The sequence below is a fragment of the Microbacterium sp. BG28 genome (genome assembly GCF_034044005.1).
Classification (GTDB): domain Bacteria; phylum Actinomycetota; class Actinomycetes; order Actinomycetales; family Microbacteriaceae; genus Microbacterium.
Map to the genome: position 1 here is coordinate 739,766 of NZ_JAXCHA010000001.1, position 25,116 is coordinate 764,881.

The 25,116-nt window shown below is 70.6% G+C and carries 25 protein-coding genes; 14 read left to right on the plus strand and 11 right to left on the minus strand.

The features are described 5' to 3' along the window. Positions 1-29 precede the first annotated feature (29 nt). Complete coding sequence (locus SK224_RS03750) at positions 30-383, minus strand: sterol carrier family protein (protein WP_320433446.1); 354 nt, start codon at positions 381-383, stop codon at positions 30-32. 52 nt (positions 384-435) lie between these two features. Here SK224_RS03750 and purD point away from each other — a divergent pair, with 52 nt between their 5' ends. Next, positions 436-1,722 carry a phosphoribosylamine--glycine ligase gene (gene purD, locus SK224_RS03755; RefSeq protein ID WP_320433447.1) on the plus strand — a complete coding sequence of 429 codons (1,287 nt, stop codon included), beginning with the start codon at positions 436-438 and terminating at the stop codon, positions 1,720-1,722. A gap of 117 nt (positions 1,723-1,839) precedes the next feature. Here the strand turns inward: purD and SK224_RS03760 are convergent, their stop codons facing one another. From SK224_RS03760 to SK224_RS03770, 3 genes are all read right to left on the minus strand, one after another. Then, a complete protein-coding gene (locus SK224_RS03760) occupies positions 1,840-2,352 on the minus strand; it encodes a hypothetical protein (RefSeq protein ID WP_320433448.1) in 513 nt (170 codons plus the stop codon). Positions 2,353-2,516: 164 nt separating this feature from the next. Next, complete coding sequence (locus SK224_RS03765) at positions 2,517-3,986, minus strand: DHA2 family efflux MFS transporter permease subunit (RefSeq protein ID WP_320433449.1); 1,470 nt, start codon at positions 3,984-3,986, stop codon at positions 2,517-2,519. Beyond that, the gene (locus SK224_RS03770; RefSeq protein WP_320433450.1) at positions 3,983-4,600 is read right to left on the minus strand and encodes a PadR family transcriptional regulator; all 618 of its coding nucleotides are present in this window, start codon (positions 4,598-4,600) and stop codon (positions 3,983-3,985) included. Before SK224_RS03770 ends, SK224_RS03765 begins: the two co-directional genes overlap by 4 nt. Before the next feature lie 123 nt (positions 4,601-4,723). On the opposite strand from SK224_RS03770, the gene SK224_RS03775 reads away from it, so the two are divergent. Both SK224_RS03775 and SK224_RS03780 read left to right on the plus strand, forming a co-directional pair. Further along, the gene (locus SK224_RS03775; protein ID WP_320433451.1) at positions 4,724-5,656 is read left to right on the plus strand and encodes a phosphoribosylaminoimidazolesuccinocarboxamide synthase; all 933 of its coding nucleotides are present in this window, start codon (positions 4,724-4,726) and stop codon (positions 5,654-5,656) included. Positions 5,657-5,825: 169 nt separating this feature from the next. After that, positions 5,826-7,145: a uracil-xanthine permease family protein gene (locus SK224_RS03780; protein WP_320433452.1), complete on the plus strand. Its 1,320-nt coding sequence runs from the start codon at positions 5,826-5,828 to the stop codon at positions 7,143-7,145. A 70-nt stretch (positions 7,146-7,215) separates the two neighbouring features. On the opposite strand, the gene SK224_RS03785 is transcribed toward SK224_RS03780, so the two are convergent. The 5 genes from SK224_RS03785 to SK224_RS03805 form a co-directional block, all read right to left on the minus strand. Beyond that, positions 7,216-8,229 (minus strand): LacI family DNA-binding transcriptional regulator, encoded by a 1,014-nt coding sequence (locus SK224_RS03785; RefSeq protein ID WP_320433453.1) that lies wholly within the window; start codon positions 8,227-8,229, stop codon positions 7,216-7,218. Positions 8,230-8,235: 6 nt separating this feature from the next. Next, entirely contained in the window at positions 8,236-9,708 is a 1,473-nt protein-coding gene (locus SK224_RS03790) for a glycoside hydrolase family 1 protein (RefSeq protein ID WP_320433454.1), read from the minus strand. A gap of 26 nt (positions 9,709-9,734) precedes the next feature. Beyond that, positions 9,735-10,646, minus strand: a complete 912-nt coding sequence (locus SK224_RS03795) for a carbohydrate ABC transporter permease (RefSeq protein WP_320433455.1) — start codon at positions 10,644-10,646, stop codon at positions 9,735-9,737. Next, complete coding sequence (locus SK224_RS03800; protein ID WP_309734498.1) at positions 10,643-11,695, minus strand: sugar ABC transporter permease; 1,053 nt, start codon at positions 11,693-11,695, stop codon at positions 10,643-10,645. Before SK224_RS03800 ends, SK224_RS03795 begins: the two co-directional genes overlap by 4 nt. Positions 11,696-11,767: 72 nt before the next feature. Further along, positions 11,768-13,039 (minus strand): ABC transporter substrate-binding protein, encoded by a 1,272-nt coding sequence (locus SK224_RS03805; RefSeq protein WP_320433456.1) that lies wholly within the window; start codon positions 13,037-13,039, stop codon positions 11,768-11,770. A 225-nt stretch (positions 13,040-13,264) separates the two neighbouring features. On the opposite strand from SK224_RS03805, the gene purS reads away from it, so the two are divergent. The 6 genes from purS to SK224_RS03835 all read left to right on the plus strand — a co-directional run bounded on the left by purS (position 13,265) and on the right by SK224_RS03835 (position 17,836). After that, positions 13,265-13,513: a phosphoribosylformylglycinamidine synthase subunit PurS gene (gene purS, locus SK224_RS03810; protein ID WP_320433457.1), complete on the plus strand. Its 249-nt coding sequence runs from the start codon at positions 13,265-13,267 to the stop codon at positions 13,511-13,513. Then, positions 13,510-14,217: a phosphoribosylformylglycinamidine synthase subunit PurQ gene (gene purQ, locus SK224_RS03815; protein WP_320433458.1), complete on the plus strand. Its 708-nt coding sequence runs from the start codon at positions 13,510-13,512 to the stop codon at positions 14,215-14,217. Before purS ends, purQ begins: the two co-directional genes overlap by 4 nt. A gap of 195 nt (positions 14,218-14,412) precedes the next feature. Next, entirely contained in the window at positions 14,413-15,366 is a 954-nt protein-coding gene (locus tag SK224_RS03820) for an ABC transporter ATP-binding protein (RefSeq protein WP_320433459.1), read from the plus strand. Further along, positions 15,363-16,124, plus strand: a complete 762-nt coding sequence (locus tag SK224_RS03825; RefSeq protein ID WP_320433460.1) for an ABC transporter permease — start codon at positions 15,363-15,365, stop codon at positions 16,122-16,124. The genes SK224_RS03820 and SK224_RS03825 overlap by 4 nt, the downstream gene beginning before the upstream one ends. Before the next feature lie 9 nt (positions 16,125-16,133). Next, positions 16,134-17,225, plus strand: coding sequence for a sensor histidine kinase (locus SK224_RS03830; protein ID WP_320433461.1), 1,092 nt, complete (start codon positions 16,134-16,136; stop codon positions 17,223-17,225). Further along, positions 17,219-17,836 (plus strand): response regulator transcription factor, encoded by a 618-nt coding sequence (locus SK224_RS03835; RefSeq protein ID WP_320433462.1) that lies wholly within the window; start codon positions 17,219-17,221, stop codon positions 17,834-17,836. The genes SK224_RS03830 and SK224_RS03835 overlap by 7 nt, the downstream gene beginning before the upstream one ends. 140 nt (positions 17,837-17,976) lie before the next feature. On the opposite strand, the gene SK224_RS03840 is transcribed toward SK224_RS03835, so the two are convergent. Continuing rightward, on the minus strand, positions 17,977-18,624 hold the full coding sequence (locus SK224_RS03840) for an ATP-binding cassette domain-containing protein (RefSeq protein WP_320433463.1): 648 nt from the start codon (positions 18,622-18,624) through the stop codon (positions 17,977-17,979). A gap of 55 nt (positions 18,625-18,679) precedes the next feature. On the opposite strand from SK224_RS03840, the gene aztB reads away from it, so the two are divergent. From aztB to SK224_RS03865, 5 genes are all read left to right on the plus strand, one after another. After that, complete coding sequence (aztB, locus tag SK224_RS03845) at positions 18,680-19,525, plus strand: zinc ABC transporter permease AztB (RefSeq protein WP_320433464.1); 846 nt, start codon at positions 18,680-18,682, stop codon at positions 19,523-19,525. Positions 19,526-19,535: 10 nt separating this feature from the next. Next, positions 19,536-20,732, plus strand: coding sequence for an ABC transporter (locus tag SK224_RS03850; RefSeq protein WP_320433465.1), 1,197 nt, complete (start codon positions 19,536-19,538; stop codon positions 20,730-20,732). Next, on the plus strand, positions 20,729-21,643 hold the full coding sequence (gene aztC / locus SK224_RS03855; protein WP_320433466.1) for a zinc ABC transporter substrate-binding protein AztC: 915 nt from the start codon (positions 20,729-20,731) through the stop codon (positions 21,641-21,643). Before SK224_RS03850 ends, aztC begins: the two co-directional genes overlap by 4 nt. A gap of 64 nt (positions 21,644-21,707) precedes the next feature. Further along, positions 21,708-22,886 (plus strand): zinc metallochaperone AztD, encoded by a 1,179-nt coding sequence (gene aztD, locus SK224_RS03860; protein ID WP_320433467.1) that lies wholly within the window; start codon positions 21,708-21,710, stop codon positions 22,884-22,886. Positions 22,887-23,079: 193 nt separating this feature from the next. Further along, entirely contained in the window at positions 23,080-24,390 is a 1,311-nt protein-coding gene (locus SK224_RS03865) for a threonine/serine exporter family protein (RefSeq protein ID WP_320433468.1), read from the plus strand. Between the two features lie 8 nt (positions 24,391-24,398). Here the strand turns inward: SK224_RS03865 and SK224_RS03870 are convergent, their stop codons facing one another. Continuing rightward, positions 24,399-25,079, minus strand: a complete 681-nt coding sequence (locus SK224_RS03870; protein ID WP_320433469.1) for a CPBP family intramembrane glutamic endopeptidase — start codon at positions 25,077-25,079, stop codon at positions 24,399-24,401. Positions 25,080-25,116 lie beyond the last annotated feature (37 nt).

Consider the following 25,116-nt stretch of genomic DNA (forward strand, 5'->3'; position numbering starts at 1 on the left):
GCGGATGGTCGCGCCGGCCTCCGTGGCGGTTACGGGCGCAACGGAAGCAGGTCGGAGACATCCGACCGGGTACCGGAGGCGCGGATGCGGCCGGCGGCCGCCGCATCCGACCACGACTCGCTCCCCGTCGCGAGGGCGATCCACGTGCGCGCGTCGGTCTCCACGACGTTCGGCGGCGTGCCACGAGTGTGACGCGGGCCCTCGATGATCTGCACGGCACCGAAGGGAGGCACACGCACCTCGACCGTGTGGCCCGGCGCCTTCTCCGCGAGCAGCTGCAGGAGGTACCGCACGGCCGTGGCGAGATCGGGGCGAGCGGGCGATTCGGCCGCCGCCACTGCGGCGAGCGCGGCCCGGCCGGCGTCGGTGGTGATGCGCGGCATGACGCCCACGCTACCCCGGCGTCCGCGAGCGGCTCTCGGTAGGGTGGGGCAGGTGAAGATCCTCGTTCTCGGCTCCGGCGCGCGCGAGCACGCCATCATCCTCGCGCTCGCCTCCGAACAGGCGCACCACGAGATCCTCGCAGCGCCGGGCAACGCCGGAATCGCTCGGGACGCAGCCATCGCCCGCATGCCCGACGGCGGAGTGCTGAACCCCGAGGACCCCACCGCCGTCACCGAGTACGCCAACGCCCACGCGATCGATCTCGTGGTCATCGGCCCCGAAGCCCCTCTCGTCGCCGGTGTCGCGGACGCGCTGCGCGAGCGCGGCATACCGGTCTTCGGACCCGGCCGTGCCGCCGCACAGCTCGAGGGCTCCAAGACCTTCGCGAAGCGGATCATGGATGCGGCGGGGGTTCCCACCGGCCGCGCGGTGCGCGCGCAGACGATCGACGAGGTGCGCACTGCGCTCGACGACCTCGGCGCTCCGCACGTCGTCAAGGCTGACGGACTCGCCGCCGGCAAGGGCGTCATCGTCACCGAGGACCGCGACGCCGCCCTCGCCCATGCGGCCGAGTTCCTCCCGACGGGGGCGGTGCTCATCGAGGAGTTCCTCTCCGGCCCCGAGGTGTCGCTCTTCTTCCTCAGCGACGGCGACACCGTGCGCCCGCTCAGCCCGGCGCAGGACTTCAAGCGCCTGGGCGACGGCGACAGCGGCCCCAACACGGGCGGCATGGGCGCGTACTCCCCGCTCCCCTGGCTCGCCGAGAGCTTCGGCGACGAACGTGCATTCGTCGATCTCGTGACCGAGACCGTCGCCCTCCCCGTCATCCGCGAACTCGATCGCGAAGGCACGCCCTTCATCGGTCTGCTCTACGCCGGCCTCATCCTCACCGACACCGGCGTCAAGGTCATCGAGTTCAACGCCCGGTTCGGCGACCCGGAGACGCAGGTCGTGCTGCCGCGCCTGGTCACCCCCCTCTCGCAGCTGCTCCTGTCGGCCGCATCCGGGACGCTCGAGGACGAGCCGCGGCCGGAGTTCTCCGATGCGGCGGCGGTGACCGTCGTGCTCGCGAGCGAGGGCTACCCGGCGGCGCCGGTCACAGGCCGGGCCCTCGCGGGGCTGGATGCGGCCGCATCCGTCGAGGGCGTGCACATCGCCCACGCCGCCACCCGGGACCAGGACGGTGAGCTCATCGCGACGGGCGGGCGCGTGCTGAACGTGGTCGCCCTGGCCGCCGATTTCGCCACCGCCCGCGACCGCGCCTATCAGGCGCTCGATGCGATCGAGCTGGCGGGCGGGCAGTACCGCACCGACATCGCGGCACGCGTCGCCGGCTGAGTCCCGGCATCCTCTCACCGTCCTCGACGCAGCCCGAACTCCTGCACGCGCGCGTGGCTCGCGCCTACGAGCACCGCCGCGGCGGATTCTGCAGGAGTTCTGGCCTGGGGGTCGAGGTCACTGCACGCGGGCCTGCACCCATCCGGTCGAGATGTCGTCGGTGGTGGTGATCTGGAGCTGAACGGGACCGGTGTAATCGATCGGGGCCCATTCGTTCGACACGACCGCGTCGCCGCAGACGAACGTGCCGGCCGCGATGGAACGCTTGTCGTCGCCGACACCCGCCGTCATCAGGTCGTACGACACGCGGCCCCCTTCGCACCAGCCCTCGATGCGCAGGCCCTGTCCGGCCTCGATCGCCCCGGGCCCGGCCGTGGACTCGTTGTAATCCTCCCGCTGATCCGGGTTGAGCAGAAAGAGGGCGATCTGGCTCGGATCGTCGACATCCGGCGTGTGGCTCGGCGTTGGCCGCGAGGAGGCGTCGCCCGTCGGCGTCTGCTCGCCGGACGGCGCGGGGGGCGTGACGGAGGTGGTCGGGTCGCTGTCGACGGCACCCGCCGTGCACCCGGCGATACCGAGAGCGGCGAGGACCACACCACCGAGGAGGAGGGGACGGATGCGGCTGCTCATGCCTCCACGGTAGAAAGCGCCCAACGCGGCCGCACAGCCTGTTGCTTCTGGGCGGCGCGGCGTCTACGGTGGGCGCCCTCATCCCCTCCGAACTCCTGCAGATTCGCTCGGCCGTGGCCCGAAAGCTCTTGGCGGCCTCCTTCTGCAGGAGTTCGGACCGGCGCTCAGCGGCGCACGACCTCCTTCGGGCGCCGCATGAACAGCACGGCGACGAGCCCCACGAGGACGATCCCCGCGGGAAGCAGCGTGGCCTGCGCCATCGCGGTGGAGAACCCCGCGATCACGGGCTCGGGGAGGGTTCCGGTGCCGAACCCGGAAGTGGCGTCCGCCGCACCCGGGAGGTTCGCCTCGAGGCGGGCCTGCATCACCGCGGCGATCGCGGCCGATCCGATGACCGAGCCGACGACGCGCGTGGTGTTGTAGATACCCGCGCCCGCGCCGGCCTGACGCGGCGGAAGTCCGCGGGTCGCGGTGGTGGCGAGCGGCCCCCACATCCCGGCGTTGCCGATTCCCTGCAGCGCCGAGGGGAGCAGGAACATCAGGATCGGTGTCGCGGGATCGGCGATCAGGACCGCGTTGAACACGAGCGAGCCACCCACCAGCACGAGCCCGGGCACGAGGATGACGCGCGGATCCACGCGGTCGAGCAGGCGACCGGCCAGTGGCGCGAGCACACCCGAGAGCACGGCCATGGGGATCATCAGCAACGCGGCCTCGGTGGGCGTGAGTCCGCGCGCGAGCTGCAGCGCGAACATGAACGGCAGCGACATGGCCGTCACCGCGAAGCCCACTGCGGCGATTCCGACGTTCGCGGCGGAGAAGTTGCGCTCGCGGAACAGGTCGAGCGGGACGAGCGGCTCGCTGCGGGTGCGCGCCTGCGTCCAGATGAACACGGCGAGAACCAGCACACCCGCGGCGATCATGAGCCACACCCATGGCGCCCAGTCGAAGTGCTCACCCTCCTGAAGACCGAAGACGATGAGGAACAGCGCCAGGGCGGAGAGGAAGACGCCGACCATGTCGAAGCGGTGACGGTGCGTCTCGAGCTGCGGCACCAGGACCCAGGCGAGGACCAGTCCGATGATGCCGACCGGCACGTTGATGAAGAAGATCCACTCCCAGCCGAGACCGTCCACGAGCAGCCCGCCGGCAAGGGGGCCGACGAGCATCGCGACACCGGCGGTCGCCCCCCACAGCCCCATGGCGGCACCGCGCTGCGCGGGCGGGAAGGTGCGCGTGATCACGGCCATCGTCTGCGGCGTGACGAGCGCGGCACCGATCCCCTGCACGGCGCGCATGGCGACCAGCATGCCGAGACTGGACGAGAGCCCGCATCCCAGCGAGGCGAGGGTGAACAGCGCGAGGCCGATGAGGTAGATGTTCTTCGGACCGAACCGGTCACCGAGGCGGCCGGTGATCAGCAGCGGAACGGCGTAGGCGAGCAGGTAGGCGCTGGTCACCCACACGACGTTGTCGAGGTTGTTCGTGCTCGGATCCAGCGCGGCCTTGATCGCCGGGTTGGCGACCGAGACGATCGTGGTGTCGACGAGGATCATGAAGAACCCGATGACGAGGGCCCACAGGGCGGGCCAGGGACTGCGGGTGGGTGTGGTGGCGGTGGTGGGTGCGCTCATTCGCGAGCAGCCTTTCTCTGAGTGAGGTACCGGTCGCTGGTGCGGTCGTGCGCATCCGGTCCCCAGGCGAAACTCGGGTCGCCGAGGCGCCCGAGGAAGATGTCGAGCCAGGCCAGGTCGGCCTCGGCGAGAGCATGGGAGCGGTCGACCTCGATGAGGTACTGCTCGGAGACCCCTCCCGGTCGGGCCTTGCCCAACCGGGCGCGGAGGTCGGCGATCTGCGCCGTCAGCGCGGCGCGGCGCAGATCGAGCAGCGCACCGACGTCGTCGCGGTCGAGGTTGTGCGCCTCGGCGAGCGCGACGCGGTACTCGACAGGGCGGTCGATGCGCACGAGCTCGGTGCGGATCCACTCGTCCAGCGAGGCCAGCCCGGCATCCGTCAGCGCGTAGGTCGTGCGCTCGGGACGATTCCCCTCGCGCTCGGTGCCCGCCTCGGCGATCAGCCCCGCCTTCTCCAGCCGGGCGACTGTGTGATAGACGGTGCCGCCCGTGACGTTCAGGATGCGGTCGTCGTGCCGCAGCCGCATGAGCCGCAGCATCTCGTAGGGATGCATGGGGTCTTCGCGCAGCAGCGCGAGCACCATGATCCCCAGCGGGGTGATCCGAGCCGTCATCCGATACTCCAGGTCGATTAGTCCACATGGACTATACACCTGCGGCGGGTACGTCGTCCTCGACGAGATCACGCCCGGACGAACGCGAACGGGCGTCCCGGCGCCGCACGGGATAATGGGCGGGTGAACGACCCTGCGCTCCTCGACGGCTGGCGGCACGTGTACTCCGGGAAGGTCCGGGACCTCTACGTTCCCGACGACACCCCCGAAGGCGCTTCCGGCGAGCGCATGCTCGTCGTTGCGAGCGACCGCGTGAGCTCCTTCGACCACGTGCTCGAGCCGGGCATCCCCGACAAGGGCGTGCTGCTAACGGCCCTGAGCCTGTGGTGGTTCGACCGCCTCGCGGGCGGTGACGGCGGCCGCCGCATCCCGAACCATCTCGTCGCAGACCACGTTCTCGGCTCCGACGACACGGCGCACGAACTGATCCCGGATGCGGTCGCCGGCCGCGCCATGCTCGTGCGCGCGCTCGAGATGCAGCCCATCGAGTGCGTCGTTCGCGGCTATCTCACCGGCTCCGGCTGGCTCGAGTACCAGAGCACGGGAACGGTCTGCGGCATCCCGATCGCCCCGGGTCTTGCCGACGGCGACCGCCTGCCGGAGCCGATCTTCACCCCGGCATACAAGGCGCCGATGGGCGAGCACGACGAGAACATCTCGTTCGAGCGCACGGCCGAGATCGTGGGGAGCGAGATGGCCGAGCGTGTGCGCGAGCTCTCGCTGGAGATCTACGCGCGCGCCGCGGCCACCGCCGAGGAGCGCGGGCTCATCCTCGCCGACACGAAGTTCGAGTTCGGCCTCGATGACCAGGGCGTCCTCACCCTCGCGGACGAGGTGCTGACCCCCGACTCGTCCCGGTACTGGGACGCGCAGGCGTGGCGCACCGGCACGACGCCCGCCGAGCGGATGGCGAGCTTCGACAAGCAGATCGTGCGCAACTGGCTCGCCGCCGCCTGGGTCCCCCGCGAGGGCGAGCCGCCTCGACTGCCCGACGAGATCGCGGCACAGACCTCCGCGCGCTACGCCGAGCTGCTGCGCCGTCTCACCACCGTCTGACCCTCGCCGCATCCGCGTCGCCGCGGGTCGGAGGACACTACCGCCGCGCCCCTCGGCACGCCAGACTTTCCCGCGAGACTGCACTTTCGCGACGAGATCACGGGTGATACCCGTGATCTCGTGCGGGAGATGCAGTCTCGCGGGACGAACACCCCGGAAAGGACCCCCCATGCCCCTGTGGAAGATCCACGGAAACGGCCGCACCGTCGCCCCCGGCGACGTCGTCGCCCCCGATGAGCGCCTGAACTGGCCCGCGACGATCGCGATCGGCGCCCAACACGTCATCGCCATGTTCGGCGCCACCTTCCTCGTGCCGATCCTGACCGGATTCCCCGTCGCCACGACGCTGCTGTTCTCCGGCGTCGGCACGCTGCTGTTCCTCGTGGTCACGAAGAACAAGCTCCCGAGCTACCTGGGCTCCTCGTTCGCCTTCATCGCGCCGGTGACGGCGGCGACCGCATCCGCCGGCATGGGTTCCGCACTGGCCGGCATCGTCGCCGTGGGCGTACTGCTCGCGATCATCGGTGTGGTCGTGCAGCTCGCCGGCCTCGGTTGGGTCGACAAGCTCATGCCCCCGGTCGTCGCCGGCGCCATCGTCGCGCTGATCGGCTTCAACCTGGCCCCTGCGGCCTGGAACAACTTCCAGCAGGCGCCCGTGATCGCCTCGATCACCCTCGCCGCCGTCATCCTCTTCAGCGTGCTCTTCCGCGGCTTCCTCGGCCGGATCTCGATCTTCCTCGGCGTCGTCGTCGGCTACATCGCGGCCGCGATCGCCGGCGAGCTCGACTTCAGCAGCGTGGCGGATGCGGCCTGGATCGGCCTGCCCACCTTCCACATCGCCGATTTCGGTAACCCCGGGACCTGGAGCGCGATCGCGATGTTCCTGCCGGTCGTGCTCGTGCTGGTAGCCGAGAACGTCGGCCACGTGCGCGGCGTCGCCACGATGACGGATGCGTCCGTCAACCGCTCCACCGGGCGCGCCCTCATCGCCGACGGCGCCGCCACCACCGTCGCCGGCTTCTTCGGCGGCTCGGGCACCACGACCTACGGCGAGAACATCGGCGTGATGGCCGCGACCCGCGTGTACTCGACGGCCGCGTACTGGGTCGCCGGCATCGTCGCGATCCTGCTGAGCCTGTCACCCAAGATCGGCGCCGTCATCAACTCCGTTCCCGCGGGTGTGCTGGGCGGGGTGACGACCGCGCTCTACGGTCTCATCGGCATCATCGGCATCAAGATCTGGGTCGACAACCGCGTGGACTTCTCTCGTCCGGTGAACCAGTACACCGCCGCCGTGGCCCTCGTCATGGCGATCGCCGGGTTCTCGATGTCGTGGGGCGACTTCCAGCTGGGCGCGATCGTGGTGGCCACCGCGGCGGCCCTGGTGATCTACCACCTCGGCAACGCCATCGCGCGCTGGCGCAACACGGGCGCCGACGACGGCGGCCCGATCCCGGCGGTGGGCCCGCTGGGCGGCGACCCCGAGTGACGCGCGGGCGTCGCGGGTGGGATTCGTCCGCTCGCGACGCCCCGCATCCGATCGAACCGGATGCGGCGACTCAGGCGGACTCGCGCCGAATCAGCTCGGACGACAGGATCGTGGCGTGCGGGGGCTCCTGCCCCGCGAGCAGCGCCAGCAGCACGTCGACCATCTGCTCGCCCTGCTGCTGCGACGGCTGGCGCACGGTCGTCAGCGCGGGGGTCACCGCGGTGGCGACCGGCGAGTCGTCGAAGCCGACGATGGCGATGTCGTCCGGCACGCTCAGCTCCGTACGCTCCAGCGCCGCCAGCGCGCCGCGCGCCATGAGGTCGCTCGCGATGAACAGGGCATCGATCTCGGCGCCGGAGGCGAGGATGCGTTCCATCGCCGCGTAACCGCCGGCCGAGCTGAAGCCACCGTCCTCGATCGGGCCGACCTGCAGGCCCGCATCCTGAAGCACCTCACGGTAGCCGGTGAGACGGTCGATGCCCGCGGGCATGTCGATGGGGCCCGAGATCGTGCCGATACGGGTGCGGCCCGCCTCGACGAGGTGCCGAGTCGCCGTGCGGCCGCCGTCGACGTTGTCGATGTCGACGAAGTACGCACCGGGGCGGCCGTGGGCGGGCCGGCCGCCGTAGACCACGGGGACCGCCGCGGCGATCCGGTCGACGAACGTGTCGGTCGTGTGGTGCGAGACGACGATCGCTCCGTCGACGGCACCGCTGCGCAGATACGCCGCCGTCTTGTCCCGAGGATCGTTGCTCGCGATGATGAGGTTCAGCACGTAGTCGGATCTGCTGAGCCGAGCGTTGATGCCCGACACGATCGACGCGAAGAACGGGTCGCCGAAGAACCTGTTCGTGTCTTCCGGCACGATCAACGCGATCGCCATCGTCGCGCGGCTCGCCAACGAGCGGGCGGCGCGGTTGGGCACGTAATTCAGCTCGTTGATGGCGAGTTCGACGGCGGCCACCGCAGCGGGACTCACTGCGGTGGCGCCGTTGACGACTCGGGAGACCGTGGACCGGGAGACCCCGGCCATCGCGGCGACGTCCTCGATGGTGGCGGTGGCACGACGAGGGTCGCTGGTCACGGTTCTCTACCTCTGCAGGACGGCGCCCTCGGGCGCGTTATCGATCGCACGGGCGGCGATCACCCGACGATACTCCAGAGCGCTGTCCTTCAACGTACGCACCTGGGTGTCGTAGTCGACGTGGACGATTCCGAACCGCTTCTCGTAGCCCCAGGCCCACTCGAAGTTGTCGAGCAGGGACCAATAGAAGTAGCCGCGCACGTCGACGCCCGCGTCGGCCGCATCCAGCACCGCCGACAGGTGCGCGCGCAGGAACGCGGTGCGCTCCACATCCTTCACCCGGGCGATGCCGCCCTCGACGACGAGCTCGTCGTCGTAGGCCGCGCCGTTCTCGGTGACGTAGAGCACGGTGCCCGCGGGGGCGGCGTACTCGTCCGAGACACGACGGAGGAGCCTGGTCAGGCCCTCCGGCTGCACTTCCCAGTTCATCGAGGTGCGCGGCAGGCCGCGGTCGTGCCAGTAGATCCCCTCCGCCGCCGGGAACGGCGAGCGGCCCGGGCGATCGGTGGGCGCCTCGCCGGGAAGCGGCGGGTTCGGGTCGGGCTGGGCGCCCACGAACTCGCCGTGGTAGTAGTTCACACCCAGGCTGTCGATGGGCTGCGCGATGAGCTCGAGGTCACCCGGACGGATGGCGGCCTGCCACGTCTCGACCGCCGCCGGGTCCACGACGCGGATGTCATCGATCACGTCCTGCGGGTACGAGCCGCGGAAGATCGGGTCGAGGAACCAGCGGTTGAACTGGCCGTCGATGCGGCGCGCCGCATCCCGGTCACCCTCGTTCTGGGGGTCCACCGGGTCGGGAACGGTGAGGTTCAACGTGATGCCGAGGTTCTTGCCCGCGTCGCGTCCTCGGAGCTCCCGCACGACCTGTCCGTGACCGAGCAGGAGATGGTGCGAGGCCAGCATTCCCTCGGCGATGGAGTAGTGGCCGGGGGCATGGATGCCGGCGGTGTAGCTCAGGAACGACGAGCACCACGGCTCGTTGAGGGTGGTCCAGATGTCGACCCTGTCGCCCAGCGCGTCGTACACGTCCAGCGCGTACGCCGTGAACAGGTCGCTCGACTCCCGCACCGTCCAGCCACCGCGCTCCTGAAGCGCCTGCGGCATGTCCCAGTGGTAGAGCGTGAGCCACGGCAGGATGTCGGCGTCGCGCAGTTCGTCAACCAGACGCTTGTAGAAGTCCAGCCCCTTCTGATTGAGGGGGCCGGCGTCCGGGCGCACGCGCGACCACGACACCGAGAACCGGTAGGTGTCCAGCCCCAGGCCCTTCATCAGTGCGACGTCGTCGCCGTAGCGGTGATAGTGGTCGCATGCCACGTCACCGTTGTCGCCGTTGATGACGGCACCGGGCTCGCGGCAGAACGCGTCCCAGATGGATGCGGTCCGCCCATCCTCGAAGGCTGCACCCTCGATCTGGAAGGCCGCGGTGGCCGCTCCGAACAGGAAGTTCCGCGGGAACGCGCGCAGAGCGTCGCTCATCGATGTACCTTTCTCGCGCCCGGGCCTCAGCCCTTGACGGCGCCTTGCATGATTCCGCTCACCAGCTGCTTGCCGGCGAAGACGAAGAGGACCAGGAGCGGGATCGTCGACAGCAGCACGCCCGCGAGGACGATCGAGTAGTCGACGAAGTAGTTGGACTGCAGCAGCGACAGCGCGACCGGAAGGGTCGGGTTCTGCCGGTCGAGCACGATGAACGGCCAGAAGAAGTTGTTCCAGGCCGTCACGAACGTGAACAGGGCCAGCATGGCCGCCGCGGGACGCGCGGCGGGCACACCCACCGTGAGGAAGGTGCGGAACGAGCTCGCCCCGTCGACGCGGGCAGCCTCGATCAGCTCGTCCGGCACGGCCTGGCGGATGTACTGCGTCATCCAGAACACGCCGAAGGCGCTGACCAGGGCGGGGATGATGATCGCGCCGATCTGACCCGTCCATCCGATCTCGCTGAACAGGAGGTACAGCGGCACGACGCCGAGCTGGGTCGGCACGGCCATCGTGGCGATGACGAACACGAGCAGCCAGCTCGAGCCGCGGAACTTCAGCTTCGCGAAGGCCCATCCGGCCAGCGTCGAGAAGAACACGACGGATGCGGCGATGAGCGCCGAGCTGAAGATCGAGTTCCACAGCGCCGGCCAGAAGTTGACGGCCGGGTCGTTGATGACCTTCGCGGCGTTGGCGATGAAGTTGCCGCCGGGGATCCACGACATGTTGGGGTCGCGGATGGTGTACGAATCGCCGGAGCCGATGAGCAGCGACCAGTAGAACGGGAATGCGGCGCTGAGGAGCACGACGCCGAGGGCGGCGTACACGAACCAGCCCGGACGCGACCCGCGCACGGGACGGCGCCTGCGCACCGGCTTGCGGCCGGGCTCCAGCAGCGCTTCCTCCGCCGCGACGGGCGGGTTCTGCAGAGTGGTCATCGGAGGACCTCCGTCTTCTGGGACGCGGTGCGGGACGCTTCGACCGCTTCCTTGGCGGCGCGTCGGGCGGCGCGCATCTGGGCTCGGCTCATGTCGGACTTCTTGCCTTCGTCACGCACGAGTCCACGGGTGACGAAGAGGTTGATCGCGCCGATCGCGAGGATGATGAGGAACAGGATCCACGCGAGGGCGGCGGCGCGACCGAAGTTCCACTGGCCCCATCCGAGGTCGTAGAGCCACAGGGTGATCGTGAGCCACTGGTTGTCGGCGCCGCCCGTTCCGGTCTGGTCGTACATGCGCGGCTCGTCGAAGATCTGCAAGCCGCCGATCGTCGAGGTGATGATGACGAAGATCAGGGTGGGCTTGAGGCTCGGCAGCGTGATGGAGAAGAACTGGCGGACCTTGCCGGCGCCGTCGACCGTCGCGGCCTCGTAGAAGTCGCGCGGGATGGCCTGCATGGCCGCGAGCAGGATGAGGGTGTTGTACCCGGTCCAGCGGAAGTTGACCATCGTGGCGATCGCGATGTGGCTGGCGAACGCATCCGAGTGCCACTTGATGGCGGGGATACCGAGGTCGGTCAGGATCGAGTTCACGAGACCGTACTGGTCGCCGAACATGTTGGAGAAGATGAGCGCGACGGCGACGGGGGCCATGACGTAGGGCAGCAGCACGCCCATGCGCCAGAAGGTCTTGGCGCGGATGTTCTGGTCCAGCAGCACCGCGATGAAGACAGCGAGGATCAGCTGCGGGACGGTGGAGAGCAGGAAGATCGAGAACGAGTTGCGCAGCGCGGTCCAGAACTTCGGGTCGTTGATGACCGTCGCGTACTGGTCGAAGCCGACGAAGGTGCCCGTGCCGCGCACGAGGTCCCAGTCCTGGAACGAGATGTACGCCGTGTAGGCGATCGGGAACAGCCCGACGATCAGGAACAGGATGAAGAAGGGGGAGATGTACAGATAGGGGGACAGCTTGAGGTCCCAGGAGCTGAGGCTCTTGCCACCGAAGCCGATGCGCTTGGGGGATCTGGCCGTCGTGGACGAGGCGCTCACGTCGTTCCTTCGTTTCGTTGAGCGTGGGACGGGCCCGCAGGGTCGGCCCTGCGGGCCCGTCCCACTGCGGGATTACTTGATGGCCTCGACCTCAGAGACCCACTGGTCCCACGAAGCCTTCGCGTCCTGCGTGCCGTCCTCGACGCGCGTGAGCGCCTTCTGCATCGCGTCGTTGACCTGGAAGTAGAACTCGCCCTTGAAGGGGCTGACCGTCACAGCCTTGGCCCGCTCGGAGAAGATCTGGCCGACCGGAGCGTTGTTGAAGTACTCGTTGGTCGAGTCCAGCAGCGTGGAGTCGGTGAGCGCGTCGTTCTGGCTCGGGAAGGTGCCGGCGTTCTCGAACGCCTTGACCTGGGTCTTCGCGTCGGTCAGCCAGTCGGCCAGCTTCTGCGCCGCCGCGACGTTCTTGCCGTTGGCGGGGATGGTCAGGTACGAACCGCCCCAGTTGCCGCCGCCGTTGGGGAACATCGGCGCGACATCCCAGCCGGTGACGTCCTTCGCGTTGCCGGAGATGACACCGAGCATCCACCCGGGGCAGAGCATCGTGGCGAAGTCGCCGTTGCTGAGACCGGCGAACCAGTCGTCGGACCACTGGCTGAAGTGCGCCGACTGCGTCGCGCTGGCCGCGGTGACCTGGTTGTAGATGTCCTTGACCTCGGGGTTGGTCGTCGCCGTGATCTTGCCGTCCGAGGGGTTCTCGTAGGCCGCCTCGACCTGGTTGATCATGCCCTGGTAGGTGCCGCCGGCCGAATCGAAGAAGGCCTTGCCGGTCGCTGCGACGTACTGGTCGCCGACCTTGAAGTAGTTGGCCCAGTCGCCGTCGAAGAGCTTGCCGACCTCGGCGCGGTCGGTCGGAAGACCGGCGGCCTGGAACAGGTCGGAGCGGTAGCAGACGGCCTCGGGGCCGATGTCGGTGCCGTAGCCGATGAGGTTGCCGTCGGCGTCGGTGGCCGCCTTGACCTTCCAGTCCAGCCAGCGGTCGGTCAGATCGGTGGGGACCGGGGCGAGCATGTCGGAGTACTGCATGACCTCGGGAAGCCAGTCGACCTCGATCGCCTCGATGTCGGCGAGGCCGGTCTTGCCGAGCTTCTGGAAGTAGTTGGCCCGGGCGTCATTCGACGTCGCGGCCTTGTTGTGAACGATCTTCACGTTCGGGTTCTCGTCCATGTACTCCTGCAGGAGTGCATCGGTGTAGCCGAAGTCGTTGAAGGTGGCGATGGTGAGCGTGACCGGCGCGTTCGGGTCGGACTGCTCTCCGCCACCGGTCGAACAACCGGCGAGGACGATGGCTGCGGTTGCGATGCCGGCGGCGAGGCCGAGCGGTCGCAGGGCGCGTGATTTCACGGGACACTCCTTTGTGGATGCGGTTCGGTGCCAGAAAGCTCTCCGCTGTCCCCAGGACTGGGAGCGCTCTCATCGGACGCGACTCACAGTATGGGAGCGCTCCCGCGAGGTCAAGAGAGCGCTCCCAGTGTTCGAGTAACGGTTCGATAACGCGCCGGCAGCGCGAGCCTCCCGCCCGCCTCTAGACTGGGAGCAGATCATCTCCCGCGCACCCTCGGAGCCGTTATGCCCACGATCGTCGTCGATGTCATGCCCAAGGCCGAACTGCTCGACCCGCAGGGCAAGGCGGTCCAGAACGCCCTCCACCGCCTCGGCGTCGAGGACTTCGGCTCCGTCCGGATCGGGAAGCGGTTCGAGCTGACCGTCGAGGGCGCCGTCGATGAGGCGCTGCTCGAGAAGGTGCGCCAGATCGCCGACGACGTGCTCTCCAACGCCGTCATCGAGGACGTCGTCGGCATCGAGGTCGTCGAATGAGCGTACGCATCGGGGTCATCACCTTCCCCGGTTCGCTCGACGACCGCGACGCGCAGCGCGCCATCCGCGTCGCCGGAGCCGAGCCCGTCGCGCTCTGGCACGGCGATCACGACCTTCAGGGCGTCGACGCCCTGGTTCTGCCCGGCGGCTTCAGCTACGGCGACTACCTCCGAGCGGGTGCGATCGCGGCCCTCGCGCCGATCATGTCCGAGGTGAAGGATGCGGCCGCCGCCGGTATGCCGATCCTCGGCATCTGCAACGGCTTCCAGATGCTCGTCGAGGCGCACCTGCTCCCCGGCGGACTGATCCGCAACGCCCACCAGCAGTTCGTGCGTCGCGACCAGCGTCTGCGCGTCGAGAACGCCGATACCGCGTGGACGAGCGATTTCGGCGCGGGCCAGGAGATCGTCATCCCGTTGAAGAACGCCGACGGCGGCTACATCGCCGACGCCGAGACGCTCGCGCGCGTCGAGGGCGAGGGTCTCGTGGCGTTCCGCTACCTCGGCGTGAACCCCAACGGCTCGCTGGACGACATCGCCGGGCTCACCAACGAACGCGGCAACGTCGTCGGACTCATGCCGCATCCCGAGCACGCGGTCGAGCCTGGCTTCGGCCCCGACACCTCCGCCGCCATGCGCTCGGGCGTCGACGGTCTCGGCTTCTTCAGCTCGGCCATCGCGGCCGTCGTCTCCGCCGCCGCCTGACGCGGGAGCGGACTCCCCCTTCCCCGCCTGTCACAGATCAAGCCCCGCGCATCGATCTCTGACAGGCGAACGCGGGAGCGAGCGCCGTGGCGCGCGCGAGCATCGGCCCGCGTCCCACCGGGCATGACACGTGTCATGCCGCGGACGTGACAGAAGCCTCCGGCGCCGAAGGATGCCGCGCGGTTGGCTGAAGGCATGAGCGAACCGCGCGTGCAGATACCCGACACCCCCCTCGCCCCGGATGCGGCCGCCGTCGAACTGCGCGGTATCGTGCGCCGCTTCGGGCGCGCCGGTCAGCGCTTCACGGCCGTCGACGGCATCGACCTGCGCATCGAGCGCGGCGAGATCGTGGCGCTGCTCGGCCCGAACGGGGCGGGCAAGACCACCACGATCGACGTGCTGCTCGGACTCGCGGAGCCGGATGAGGGCAGCGCGCTCGTCTTCGGCGCCCACCCGCACCGCGCGGTGGCGGCCGGCCGGCTCGCCGCGGTGCTGCAGACCGGCGGCCTGCTGTCGGATCTCACCGTGCGGGAGACGGTCACCGTCATCGCGGACCTGTACGGTGCGGGTTCCCGCGTCGCCGAGGTGATGGAGCGCGCCGATCTCACCGAGATCGCCCGCCGCCGGGTGGGCAAGTGCTCCGGCGGCGAGAAGCAGCGCGTGAAGTTCGCGCTCGCCCTCCTTCCCGACCCCGACGTGCTGGTGCTCGATGAGCCCACCGCGGGCATGGACGTCACGGCCCGTCGCCGGTTCTGGCAGGCGATGCGCGCCGACGCGGATGCGGGACGAACGATCGTCTTCGCCACGCACTACCTCGAGGAGGCCGAGCAGTTCGCCCGGCGCACCGTCGTGATGACCCGCGGCCGCATCGTGGCGGACGCCGCCACCGCGCACCTGCGCGCCTCCCTCGGGGGCCGCCTCGTCTCGGCGACGCTCGCCGACGAGGCGCTGGCCACGGCCTTCGCCGCCGAGCTCGTGGGCGACGAGTCCGCCGCCGAGGTCTCGGTGGACGCGTCACGGCTCACGGTGCGCACCGCCGCATCCGACGCTCTGGCCGCGCGCCTGCTCGCCGCGGGCGCGAGCGACCTCGAGATCACCGCCCCGACTCTGGAATCCGCCTTCACCCGACTCACCGAGGAGCCCTCATGAGCACGCTCGTCTCGCCCGCGATGTACCGCATCGAGGGTCTGCGTCAGCTGCGGAACCCCTACACGCTCGCGTTCACGCTGGCGATGCCGTTCGCGATGTACCTGCTGTTCGGCGCCAGCATGGACTACGCCTCGCAGAATGTCGGTCACGCGAACGCCTCGTTCTACGTCATGGTCTCGATGGGCGCGTACGGCACCGCGACGGCGATGAGCTCGCTGTGCTCGCTCGCCGCATCCGAGGTCGGTCAGGGCTGGGGGCGCCAGCTCGCGCTCACGCCGCTCTCGACCGCCGGATACGCCCTGACGAAGGTGCTGTCGGCGGTGTCGTTCGCCGCACTGTCGGTGCTCATCGTCTACATCGCGGGGTACGTGACGGGAGCCGCCGCCGACGACATGTGGCGTTGGTTCGCGTCGGCGGCGATCACGCTGGTCCTCGGCCTGGTCTACGGCCTGTTCGGTCTGGGTGTCGGTCTCGCGTTCAACTCGGACTCGGCGGCAGCCCTCGCGTCGATCTCGATCACCTTCTTCGGCTTCTTCGGCAACGTGTTCGTTCCCCTGAGCGGTGTCATGCTCGACATCGCGAAGTGGACGCCGATGTACGGCTACGCCGCCCTCGTGCGCTGGCCGGCGACGGGCGGGGCGCTCGTCGCCGGCGGCTCCGACCCGCTCTGGGCCGTCGTTCTCAACGTGGTCGTCTGGGGTGCGCTGTTCGCCCTGCTGGTGCGCTTCGGCGTCGTGCGTTCGCGTCGCCGTCGTTAGGCTCGAGCGGTGACGAGCCCCTCCGTGCCCCCGCGCGTGCCACAGGATCCGTGGCAGCGCTGGGGTTGGCTCATGGCCATCGTGTGGATGGTCTTCCTGGTCTTCCCGATCCTCTCGCTGCTGGCGTCGACGGCCCCTCTGGGCCTCCTCGTGCTCGGGTGGGCTGCGCTGGCGGGGTTCGCCGTGGCCTACGTGGTCGGTTTCGTCTCCGGCATGCGGTCGGCCTGGGGGACGCCCAGCACACTCGTGAGGACGCTCTTCTGGGTGCAGATCGCCTGCGCCGCAGCCACGGTGCCCGCGATCGGCGACGGCGCTCTGAGTTTCGTGCCGTTCGTGATGTCGTACGCGAGCTACGGTCTCCGGCGCATGTGGCACTGGGCGACGACGGCCGCCGGCATCGGACTCGTCGTCGTCGTGATCGTCGCCACGGGCTCGATCGATGACAACATCCAGATCCTGTCGGTGGTCGTCATGATCGCCGTCGTCAACACCGTGACCAGCTGGCTCATCGGCCGCTCCGTCGACACGGATCGGATCCGTCTGGAGCTCGCCGCCAGCGACGAGCGCACGGCGATCGCCCGCGACGTGCACGACCTCCTCGGGCACACGCTGACGGCGGTGAAGCTGAAGGCCGAGCTCGCCGAGCGGCTCGTCGATCGCGACCCCGAGCGTGCGAAGGCCGAACTCGCCGACATCGTTCGCCTCACGGGCGAGGCGATCACGGGCGTGCGCAGCACCGTGACCGGCATCCGCGGCCGGGCGTTCGCGGAGCAGCTCGTCGCGAGCCGTGCGGCGCTCGAGTCGGCGGGGATGACCGTCGAGGTCAGCGGCGACGCCGCATCCCTCTCTCCCGCGCAGTCGCTGCCGGCGGGGTGGATCGTCCGGGAGGCGACGACCAACATCCTGCGCCATGCGCACGCCCGCACGGTGCGCATCTCGGTCGCACCGGGCGTCGTGACGGTCGACGACGACGGCGAAGGGGTGCGCCAGCGCGCGGGCAACGGCATACGGGGCATGCAGGAGCGGGCGGCCGCGGCCGGAGCCGTGCTCGAGGTCGCTCCGGCGCCCAGCGGCGGAACGAGAGTGAGCATGACATGGTGACCGCACCGATCCGGCTGATGCTCGTCGACGACCAGGCACTCGTCCGCGGTGCGATGGGAGCCCTGCTCGAGCTGGAGGGCGATCTCGTCGTGGTGGCCGAGGCCGCCGACGGTGCGCAGGCCGCATCCCTCGCCGCCGACACGACGCCCGACGTCTGCCTCATGGACATCCAGATGCCCGGGGTCGACGGGATCACCGCCACGCGTCAGGTGCGCGAGGCGAGTCCGGCGACACGCGTGCTCGTGGTGACGACGTTCGCCAGACCCGGCTACCTCCGCCAAGCGCTGGATGCGGGAGCCAGCGGCTTCATCGTGAAGGATGCGCCGGCGGATCGCCTGGCCGACGCGGTGCGGCGTGTGCACGCGGGGCTCCGCGTGGTCGATCCCGAACTCGCCGAGGCATCGCTGTTCGAGGGTCAGAGCCCCTTGACCGAGCGCGAGCAGCAGGCGCTGCGCCTGTCGGCCGACGGCCGGGCGGTCGCGCAGATCGCCGCGGAGATGTTCCTCTCGGCGGGCACCGTGCGCAATCACCTCTCGTCGGCGATCGGCAAGACGGGCACCGAGAACCGCTCGCAGGCCGCGCAGGTCGCTCGCGAGAAGGGCTGGATCTAGCGCAAGCGCGCTGGCGCGCGGTGTCCGGGGAGCGATCGTCACCCTCCGCGACGGCGGCTCTGTTCAAGGGACGCGTGATGTCGCGTCCGGGCGCTCCGCCCCGCAAGAGGGGTCCCTTCAACAGGGGCGGCGGCGAGGGGTCACACGAGGCGGCCGCCCTCGAGGCGGAGCACGCGCCCGGCGGCGGCGATGAGCACCGGGTCGTGGCTCACGCACACGACCACGGCGCCGCGCCGTCGCTCCCGCTCGACGGCGGCGAGGATGCGGGAGCTGCTGGCCGCATCCAGCCCCGTCGTCGGCTCGTCGAGCAGCAGCACGTCGGCGCGGCGGGCGAGCGCCGCAGCCAGCAGCGCACGCTGGCGCTGACCGCCGGAGAGCGTCGCCACGGGCCGGGAGGCGAGGTCGGTGATCTCGAGCGCGGCCATCGCCTCCGCCGCATCCGTCCGCTCCGCGCGGGAGGGCAGCGGGAGCCGGCGCCGCCAGGCCCCGATCCGCACCAGTTGCGCCACCGTGAGCGGCAGCTGCTCGGCGATGGCTGAATGCTGGGGGACGAAGGCGATCCGCCCGGCCCCGTCGACGACGCCGGTCCGGCCGGGCCGCACCCCGGCGAGCGCCTCGAGAAGCGTGGTCTTTCCCGCGCCGTTCGGCCCCGCGATGACGGTCATCACACCCGGATCGAGGCGCAGATCGAGTGGATGCAGCAGCGTCCGCCCCCTCGCGTCGACGCGCAGCCCCGCCGCGCACAGGGGCGTCGGTGCGCGAGCCGGCGGCGAATCGGAGAGGAACATCCGACCACCCTAATCGAGTTGAGAACGGTTCTCATTATCGCTACGGTCGGGTGTCGTGACCCTTCTCCTGCCCCTCGAGCACGGGTTCCTGCTGCGCGCACTCGTCGGCGGCTCGCTCGTGGCCGTGCTGTGCGCGGTCGTGGGCACCTGGGTCGTCATCCGCGGCATGGCGTTCCTCGGCGAGGCGCTGGCGCACGGGATGCTCCCCGGCGTCGCCCTCGCCACCGTGACAGGCGCCCCCGTTCTCCTCGGCGGCGCCGCGAGCGCCGTGGCGATGACGATCGGGATCGGGGCGCTCCGCCGGCGCGGGCGTCTCGCGTACGACACGAGCATCGGGCTCCTGTTCGTCGCGATGCTCGCCATCGGCGTCATCGTCATCTCGCACTCCGGCAGCTTCGCGACGGATGCGACCGCGATCCTCTTCGGCGACGTGCTGGCGATCTCGGCCGAGGATCTCGCAGTGCTGGCCGTCGCGACGGGGCTCGGGCTGGTGCTCGCGGTCGTCGCGCACCGGGCGCTGGTGGCAGTGGCCGTGGACGCGCGCGTCGCCCGGGTGCTGGGCGTGCGTCCGGCGTGGGCCGAGGCCACGCTCACCGGCCTCGTGACGCTCGCCGTCGTCGCCTCGTACCAGGCCGTCGGCTCGCTCCTCGTGGTCGGGATGCTGCTCGCCCCGGCTGTGGCCGCCCGGCCGTGGGTGCGCGGGGTCGCCGCCGCCATGATCCTCGCCGCCGTCGTCGGAATCGCCGCCGTCACCGCCGGACTCTCGCTCTCGTGGCACCTCGGCACGGCCGCCGGAGCATCGATCGCCGCATCCGCCATCGCCGCGGCCGCGCTGTCCGCGCTGCTGCGCTCCCTGTTCGTCTCCCGCCGCTCCGCGACCGCGGTGCCGGCTCCCCTCTAGAAAGCTCCGTGTGCGTCATCCCCTCGCCCTCACCGTCATCACCGCATCCACTCTCCTGCTCGCCGCCTGCGCGAGCCCTCCGCAGCCAGAACCCGAGCCGACCGCGGGCGCCGGCCACGGGCAGGTCGCCGGCGCCGCCGAGGTGAGCGAGCCGCCCCTTCACCTGCTGACCGCGACCACCGACGGCCGACTGACGCTGCTCGACCTGCTCTCCGAGGAGGCCTCGGGCCTCGGCCGCATCGACGCGCCGCTCACGACCGCCACCGACGGTCGCTACCTCTTCGCCGACACGGGCGACGGCGTCGAGATCGTCGACAGCGGGATGTGGACCTGGGATCACATCGACCACTTCCACTACTACCGTGCCGAGCCGCGTGTGCTCGAGAGGGTCCCCGGCCACGGCACGGCCCGTGTCGCCACGACCAACTCATCGACGACGGGCGGCACCGGGATCTTCTTCGCCGACGGCGAGGCCGTGCTGCTGGACACCGAGGCCCTCTCGAGGGGCGAGGTCGTCGAGCGGTTCCGCGTGCGGATACCCGAGCACGACGGCTACATCGTGCCTGTGGGTGACCACGCCCTCGTCACGACAGGCGAGGGCGCCGTCCAGGTGCGCGACCGCGACGGCACGGTGAACGGCGACCCGGTGGCGTGCACGGATCCTGCCGGGACCCTCACCACGCGTGTGGGCGCCGTCCTCGGATGCCGGGACAGCGTGCTGCTGGCCGTCGCCGCGGATGCGGGCACCGCCGTCGAACGCATCGCGCTGCCCGAGGGGGTCGCGGCGCCCCGCGTCTGGGCCAACCGGGAGGGTCGCCCGACGGCCGCAGGCCTCAGCCCGGACGGGTCGATCGTCCTGCTCGACACGCGCGAACGCACGGCGACGGCGCTCGCCGCCCCGCGACCGCTCATCGCCGTCACGGCCGTCGACGACGCATCCGAGCACGTGCTCGGGCTCACGGTCGAGGGAAGGGTGAGCGTGATCGACGGCGCGACGGGTGCCGAACTCGCCCTCACCGAACCGCTCGTCGCCGCCTCGCTCGCGGCGGGACGGACACCCACCCTCATCGCGGACGACCGGCGCGCCTATCTCAACGGGATCGCCGAACGCGTGCTCTTCGAAATCGACTTCGCGGATGCGGGGCGCATCGCCCGCACGTTCGCCACGATCGATGAGCCGGCCTTCGTCGCGGAGACCGGCCGATGACCGCCGGGCGGCGCCTCGCCGCGTTCGCCGCCGCGCTCGTGGTCGCGGGCGCGCTGTCGGCCTGCGCGCCGACGGTCGAGGATCGACCTCTCGTCGTGGTCTCCACCAACATCCTGGGCGACGTCGTGACCGAGCTGGTCGGCGATCAGGCCGAGGTCGTGACCCTCATGAAGCCGGACTCGGATCCGCACTCCTTCGAGATCTCGGCCCAGGAGGCGGCGCGGCTGCGCTCGGCCGACCTCGTGGTCTCGAACGGTCTCGGGCTCGAAGAGGGGCTCGGTCAGCACCTCGAGGCAGCGGCGGACGAGGGCGTCGCGCAGTTCGTCGCGGGTGACGTCATCGGCGTCCTGCCGTACGCGAGCGAGGAGGCGCACGGCGCCGCCGACCCGCACTTCTGGACCGATCCCGCGCGGATGCTGCAGGTCGTCGACGCGCTGGAGCCGACCCTCGCGGCCATCGACGGGGTGGATGCGACGACTCTTCGCGCCGACACCGCCGCGTATCGCACCGAGCTTGCGGCTCTGGACACCCAGATGAGCAAGGCCCTCGCCGCCATCCCCGCCGAGCGGCGTGCACTCGTGACCAATCACCACGTCTTCGGTTACCTTGCCGACCGCTTCGACGTGCGTCTCGTGGGTGCCGCGATCCCCGGCGGCACGACGCTCGCCGCACCGAGCGCCGCCGACCTCGCGGAGCTCGTCTCCGCCATCCGGGAGGCCGGCGTGCGCACGATCTTCGCCGAGTCCTCCTCACCCGATCGGCTCATGCGCGCGCTGGCCGAGGAGGCCGGCATCGACGTGCGGGTCGAGGAACTGTTCACCGAGTCGCTCACGGCCGCCGACGGCCCGGCCGGCGACTACCTGACCATGATGCGCGTCAACACGCAGCGCATCGTCGCCGGGCTCTCCTGAGCCCATCCATACGGCCGCACCGGCCGGCGGGCCCCGCCCGCGAAACCACAGAAAGAGGCACCACATGCACCTGAGACGTCCCGCGCTGCTCGCGCTCGGACTCGTCGCCGCCGCGACGCTGACCGCCTGCGCCGGCACCGCGCCCGCATCCTCGACCTCCGCCGACGCACCCGTCGGCGAGCGCGTCGCGATCAGCTACGAGGGCGGCATCCTCGTGCTCGACGGCACGACGCTGGAGACGGTCGGAGACCTCGCCTCCGAGGAGTTCACCCGGCTCAACCGGGCCGGCGACGGCTCGCATGTGCTGGTCACGATGAGCGAGGGCTTCCAGATTCTCGACACCGGTGCCGCATCCGGGTCCGAGCCCGCGCTGACCGGCCTCGTGTTCCCCGCGGACGCTCCCGGGCACGTCGTGCGACACGCGGGCAAGACGGTGCTCTACGCCGACGGCACGAGCGACACGACGATCATCGACACGGATGCGTTCGCCTCGCTCGGCGACGCCCTTCCCGCCTCGACGACGATCCCCGGCACCGAGGCGCACCACGGCGTGTCGATCGTGCTCGAGGACGGCACCTTCGTGACCACCGTGGGCTCGGCAAACGGCCGCACCGGCATCACGGTGCGCGACGAGGACGGCACCGAGATCACCTCGAACGCCGACTGCCCCGGCGTGCACGGCGAGGGCACGGCCGCCGACGAGGTCCTCGTGTTCGGATGCGAGAACGGCGCGCTGATCTACCGCGACGGCGAGATCGCGAAGGTCACGGCACCCGACACGTACGGCCGCACCGGCAACATCTTCGTCACCGACACGAGCCCGCTCGTCGTCGGCGACTACAAGAACGACCCGGATGCGGAGGGCTACCTGCTCTCGAGCGTCGCGTTGATCGATACCCGGAAGGCGAGCATGAAGGTCGTGCCGCTGCCGGAGGGCGTCTCGTACACGTTCCGCGACCTCGCCCGGGGTCCGAAGGACCTCGGCTACATCCTCGCCACCGACGGCTCGATCCACGTGATCGATCCCGCGAGCGGCGAGCTCGTGGACGAGTTCCCGGTCATCGCGGCGTGGGAGGGTCCGCTCGAGTGGCAGGACCCGCATCCGGCCATCGTCGTATCGGGCGACATCGCCTACGTGACCGAGCCCGCCGCGAAGAAGGTTCACGCGGTCGACCTGACCACCGGCGAGGTGCTCGCGAGCACGACGCTCGCCGTCACCCCGAACGAGGTCGCCGTCTCCTAGGCCGCCGCAACCCCTGTTCGCCTGTCACAGATCGCGCGGAACGCGTCGATCTGTGACAGGCGGACAGGCGAGGCGGCGCCGGGGGCGAGGCGGCGCGGGGGGCGAGGCGGCGCCGGGGGGGTGGGCAAGGCGGCGCGAGCGCGGCGGGGCCTTGGTCCCGCATCCGAGGGCGTAGAGGTGGGAGGATGGCCGCATGGCCGGCGCCCGTATGATCCCGGCGGACGACGGCGACGCCACCCCCCTCGATGAGGCACGACTGGAACCCGTGCGGTTCGTCGCCCTCACCGACGCGGTGCTGCGCCTGGGAATCCTCATGCTCGGCGCGGGCGCCTCCTCCGCGCGCGTGCGCACCACGATGGAGCGCGTCGGCCGCGCATGGGGCATCGAGACCATGAACGCCCGCGTCGGCATGCTCGAGATCGTGCTCACCGTCAGCCGCGGCCAGCTCGTGCGCACCCGCGTGGCCGAGGTCGCGCGCCCCGTCGTCAACGCCGAGCGCATCGCCGCCCTGCAGCGGCTCTCCCACGAGGTCGAGGCCGAGGCGGGCGGAAGCGTCGAGGACTTCGCCGCGCGTCTGGATGCGATCGCCGCGCGTCCGGCGCGGTACGGGATGCTGCTGCGCGTGGTTGCCGCCGGCGCTGCCTGCGCCGCCTTCGCCCTGCTCAACAACGGCGGGTGGGCGGCCGCCGTCGCCGTCGGAGTCGGTGCCGCGGCAGGGCAGACGATCCGGATGCTGCTCGGCCGCGCGCGGCTGAACGAGTTCCTCACCGTGTTCCTCGCTGCGGCGACGGCGCTGCTGATCTACCTCGGCGCCGCCCAGTTCCTCGAGGTGCTGGGCCAGCCCTTCGCGCACGACGCGGCCCTCACCAGCGCGGTGCTCTTCCTCGTGCCCGGCTTCCCCCTGGTCACCGGCGCCATGGACCTCGCCCGCCTCGACCTGAACGCGGGGATCGCGCGCGTGGTCTACGCCTGCCTCATCCTGCTCACCGCCGGCTCCGCGGTCTGGGCCGTGGCGGCGCTGTTCGCCACGTCGCCCGGCGCCGTGGCGACACCCCTGCTGGACGAACCCGTGCTCGCCGTGATGCGCCTCGTGGCCGGATTCATCGGCGTGCTCGGCTTCGCCCTGCTGTTCGCCACCCCCTGGCGCATCGCGATCGCCTCGGCCGCCGTGGGCGCGATCGCGAACACCGCACGCCTGACGGCGGTGGATGCGGGACTCATGCCCGCCGTCGCGGCGATGGCCGCGGGGGTGCTCGTGGGCCTCGGCGCTTTCGTCTGCTACCGCCGCCTCGACGCACCGCGGGTGGCGCTGACGGTGCCGGCGGTGGTGATCATGGTCCCCGGCGCTGCCGCGTATCGCGCCATCGTCGCCACCATCGACGGCGACACCCTCGCGGCGGTGCAGAACAGCGTGCAGGCGCTGTTCGTCGTGGCGGCACTCGCGATCGGGCTCACGGTCGCCCGGGTCGTGTCGGAGAAGGAGTGGGGCGACCGTTCCCGCTGAGGGGTCTGTCAGCCGGCGATCGACGCGCCGATGACGGCCAGACTCGCGTCGTAGAGGACGTGGGCGACGATGACCGAGGCGAGTGAGCAGCTCGGCAAGACCACCCGGGCTGTCGCGAGCAGGGCGCCGATACAGGCGGTCACCAGCACTTGCACGATGTCGCCGCTGACAAGGTGGAGAAGCCCGAACAGCACGGAGGAGACGATGATCGCGCCCACGCGTGATGCGAGGGCGATCCGCAGCCGCCCCAGCAGATACCCCCGGAACATCAGCTCCTCGGCGACACCCACCGTGAGCGAGGAGACGAGCGCGAACCACAGGGTGTTCTGCCCCGCGCCGACGATGCCGCCCACCTCCGCACCCGCCAGCGCGGGAACGCCGACGACCAACATCAGCAACAGGACCGCGAGCAGGATGCCGGCGATGACCTGCCGTGCGGGCCGCGCGCGGGTGAAGCCGAGCGGGATCTGCTTCCGCAGGCCGTCGAAGCGGTGCGCGAGAAGGACGAGCGCCGCCATTGCGAGGTAGATCCCGAAGAAGACGGCGAGACGTCCCCCGACCCCCGAGACCACCGAGTAGAGCAGCGCGGCGACGGCCCCCACGATCCCGACGAGGACCACGACGACGGCGACCCACACCGCCGCGCGAGCGCGCGAGCGCGTCGGACGCACGACCCGGATGGCGGACATGGCGCCAGGCTAGGGCGGGCACGGGCGGCGGCCGCAT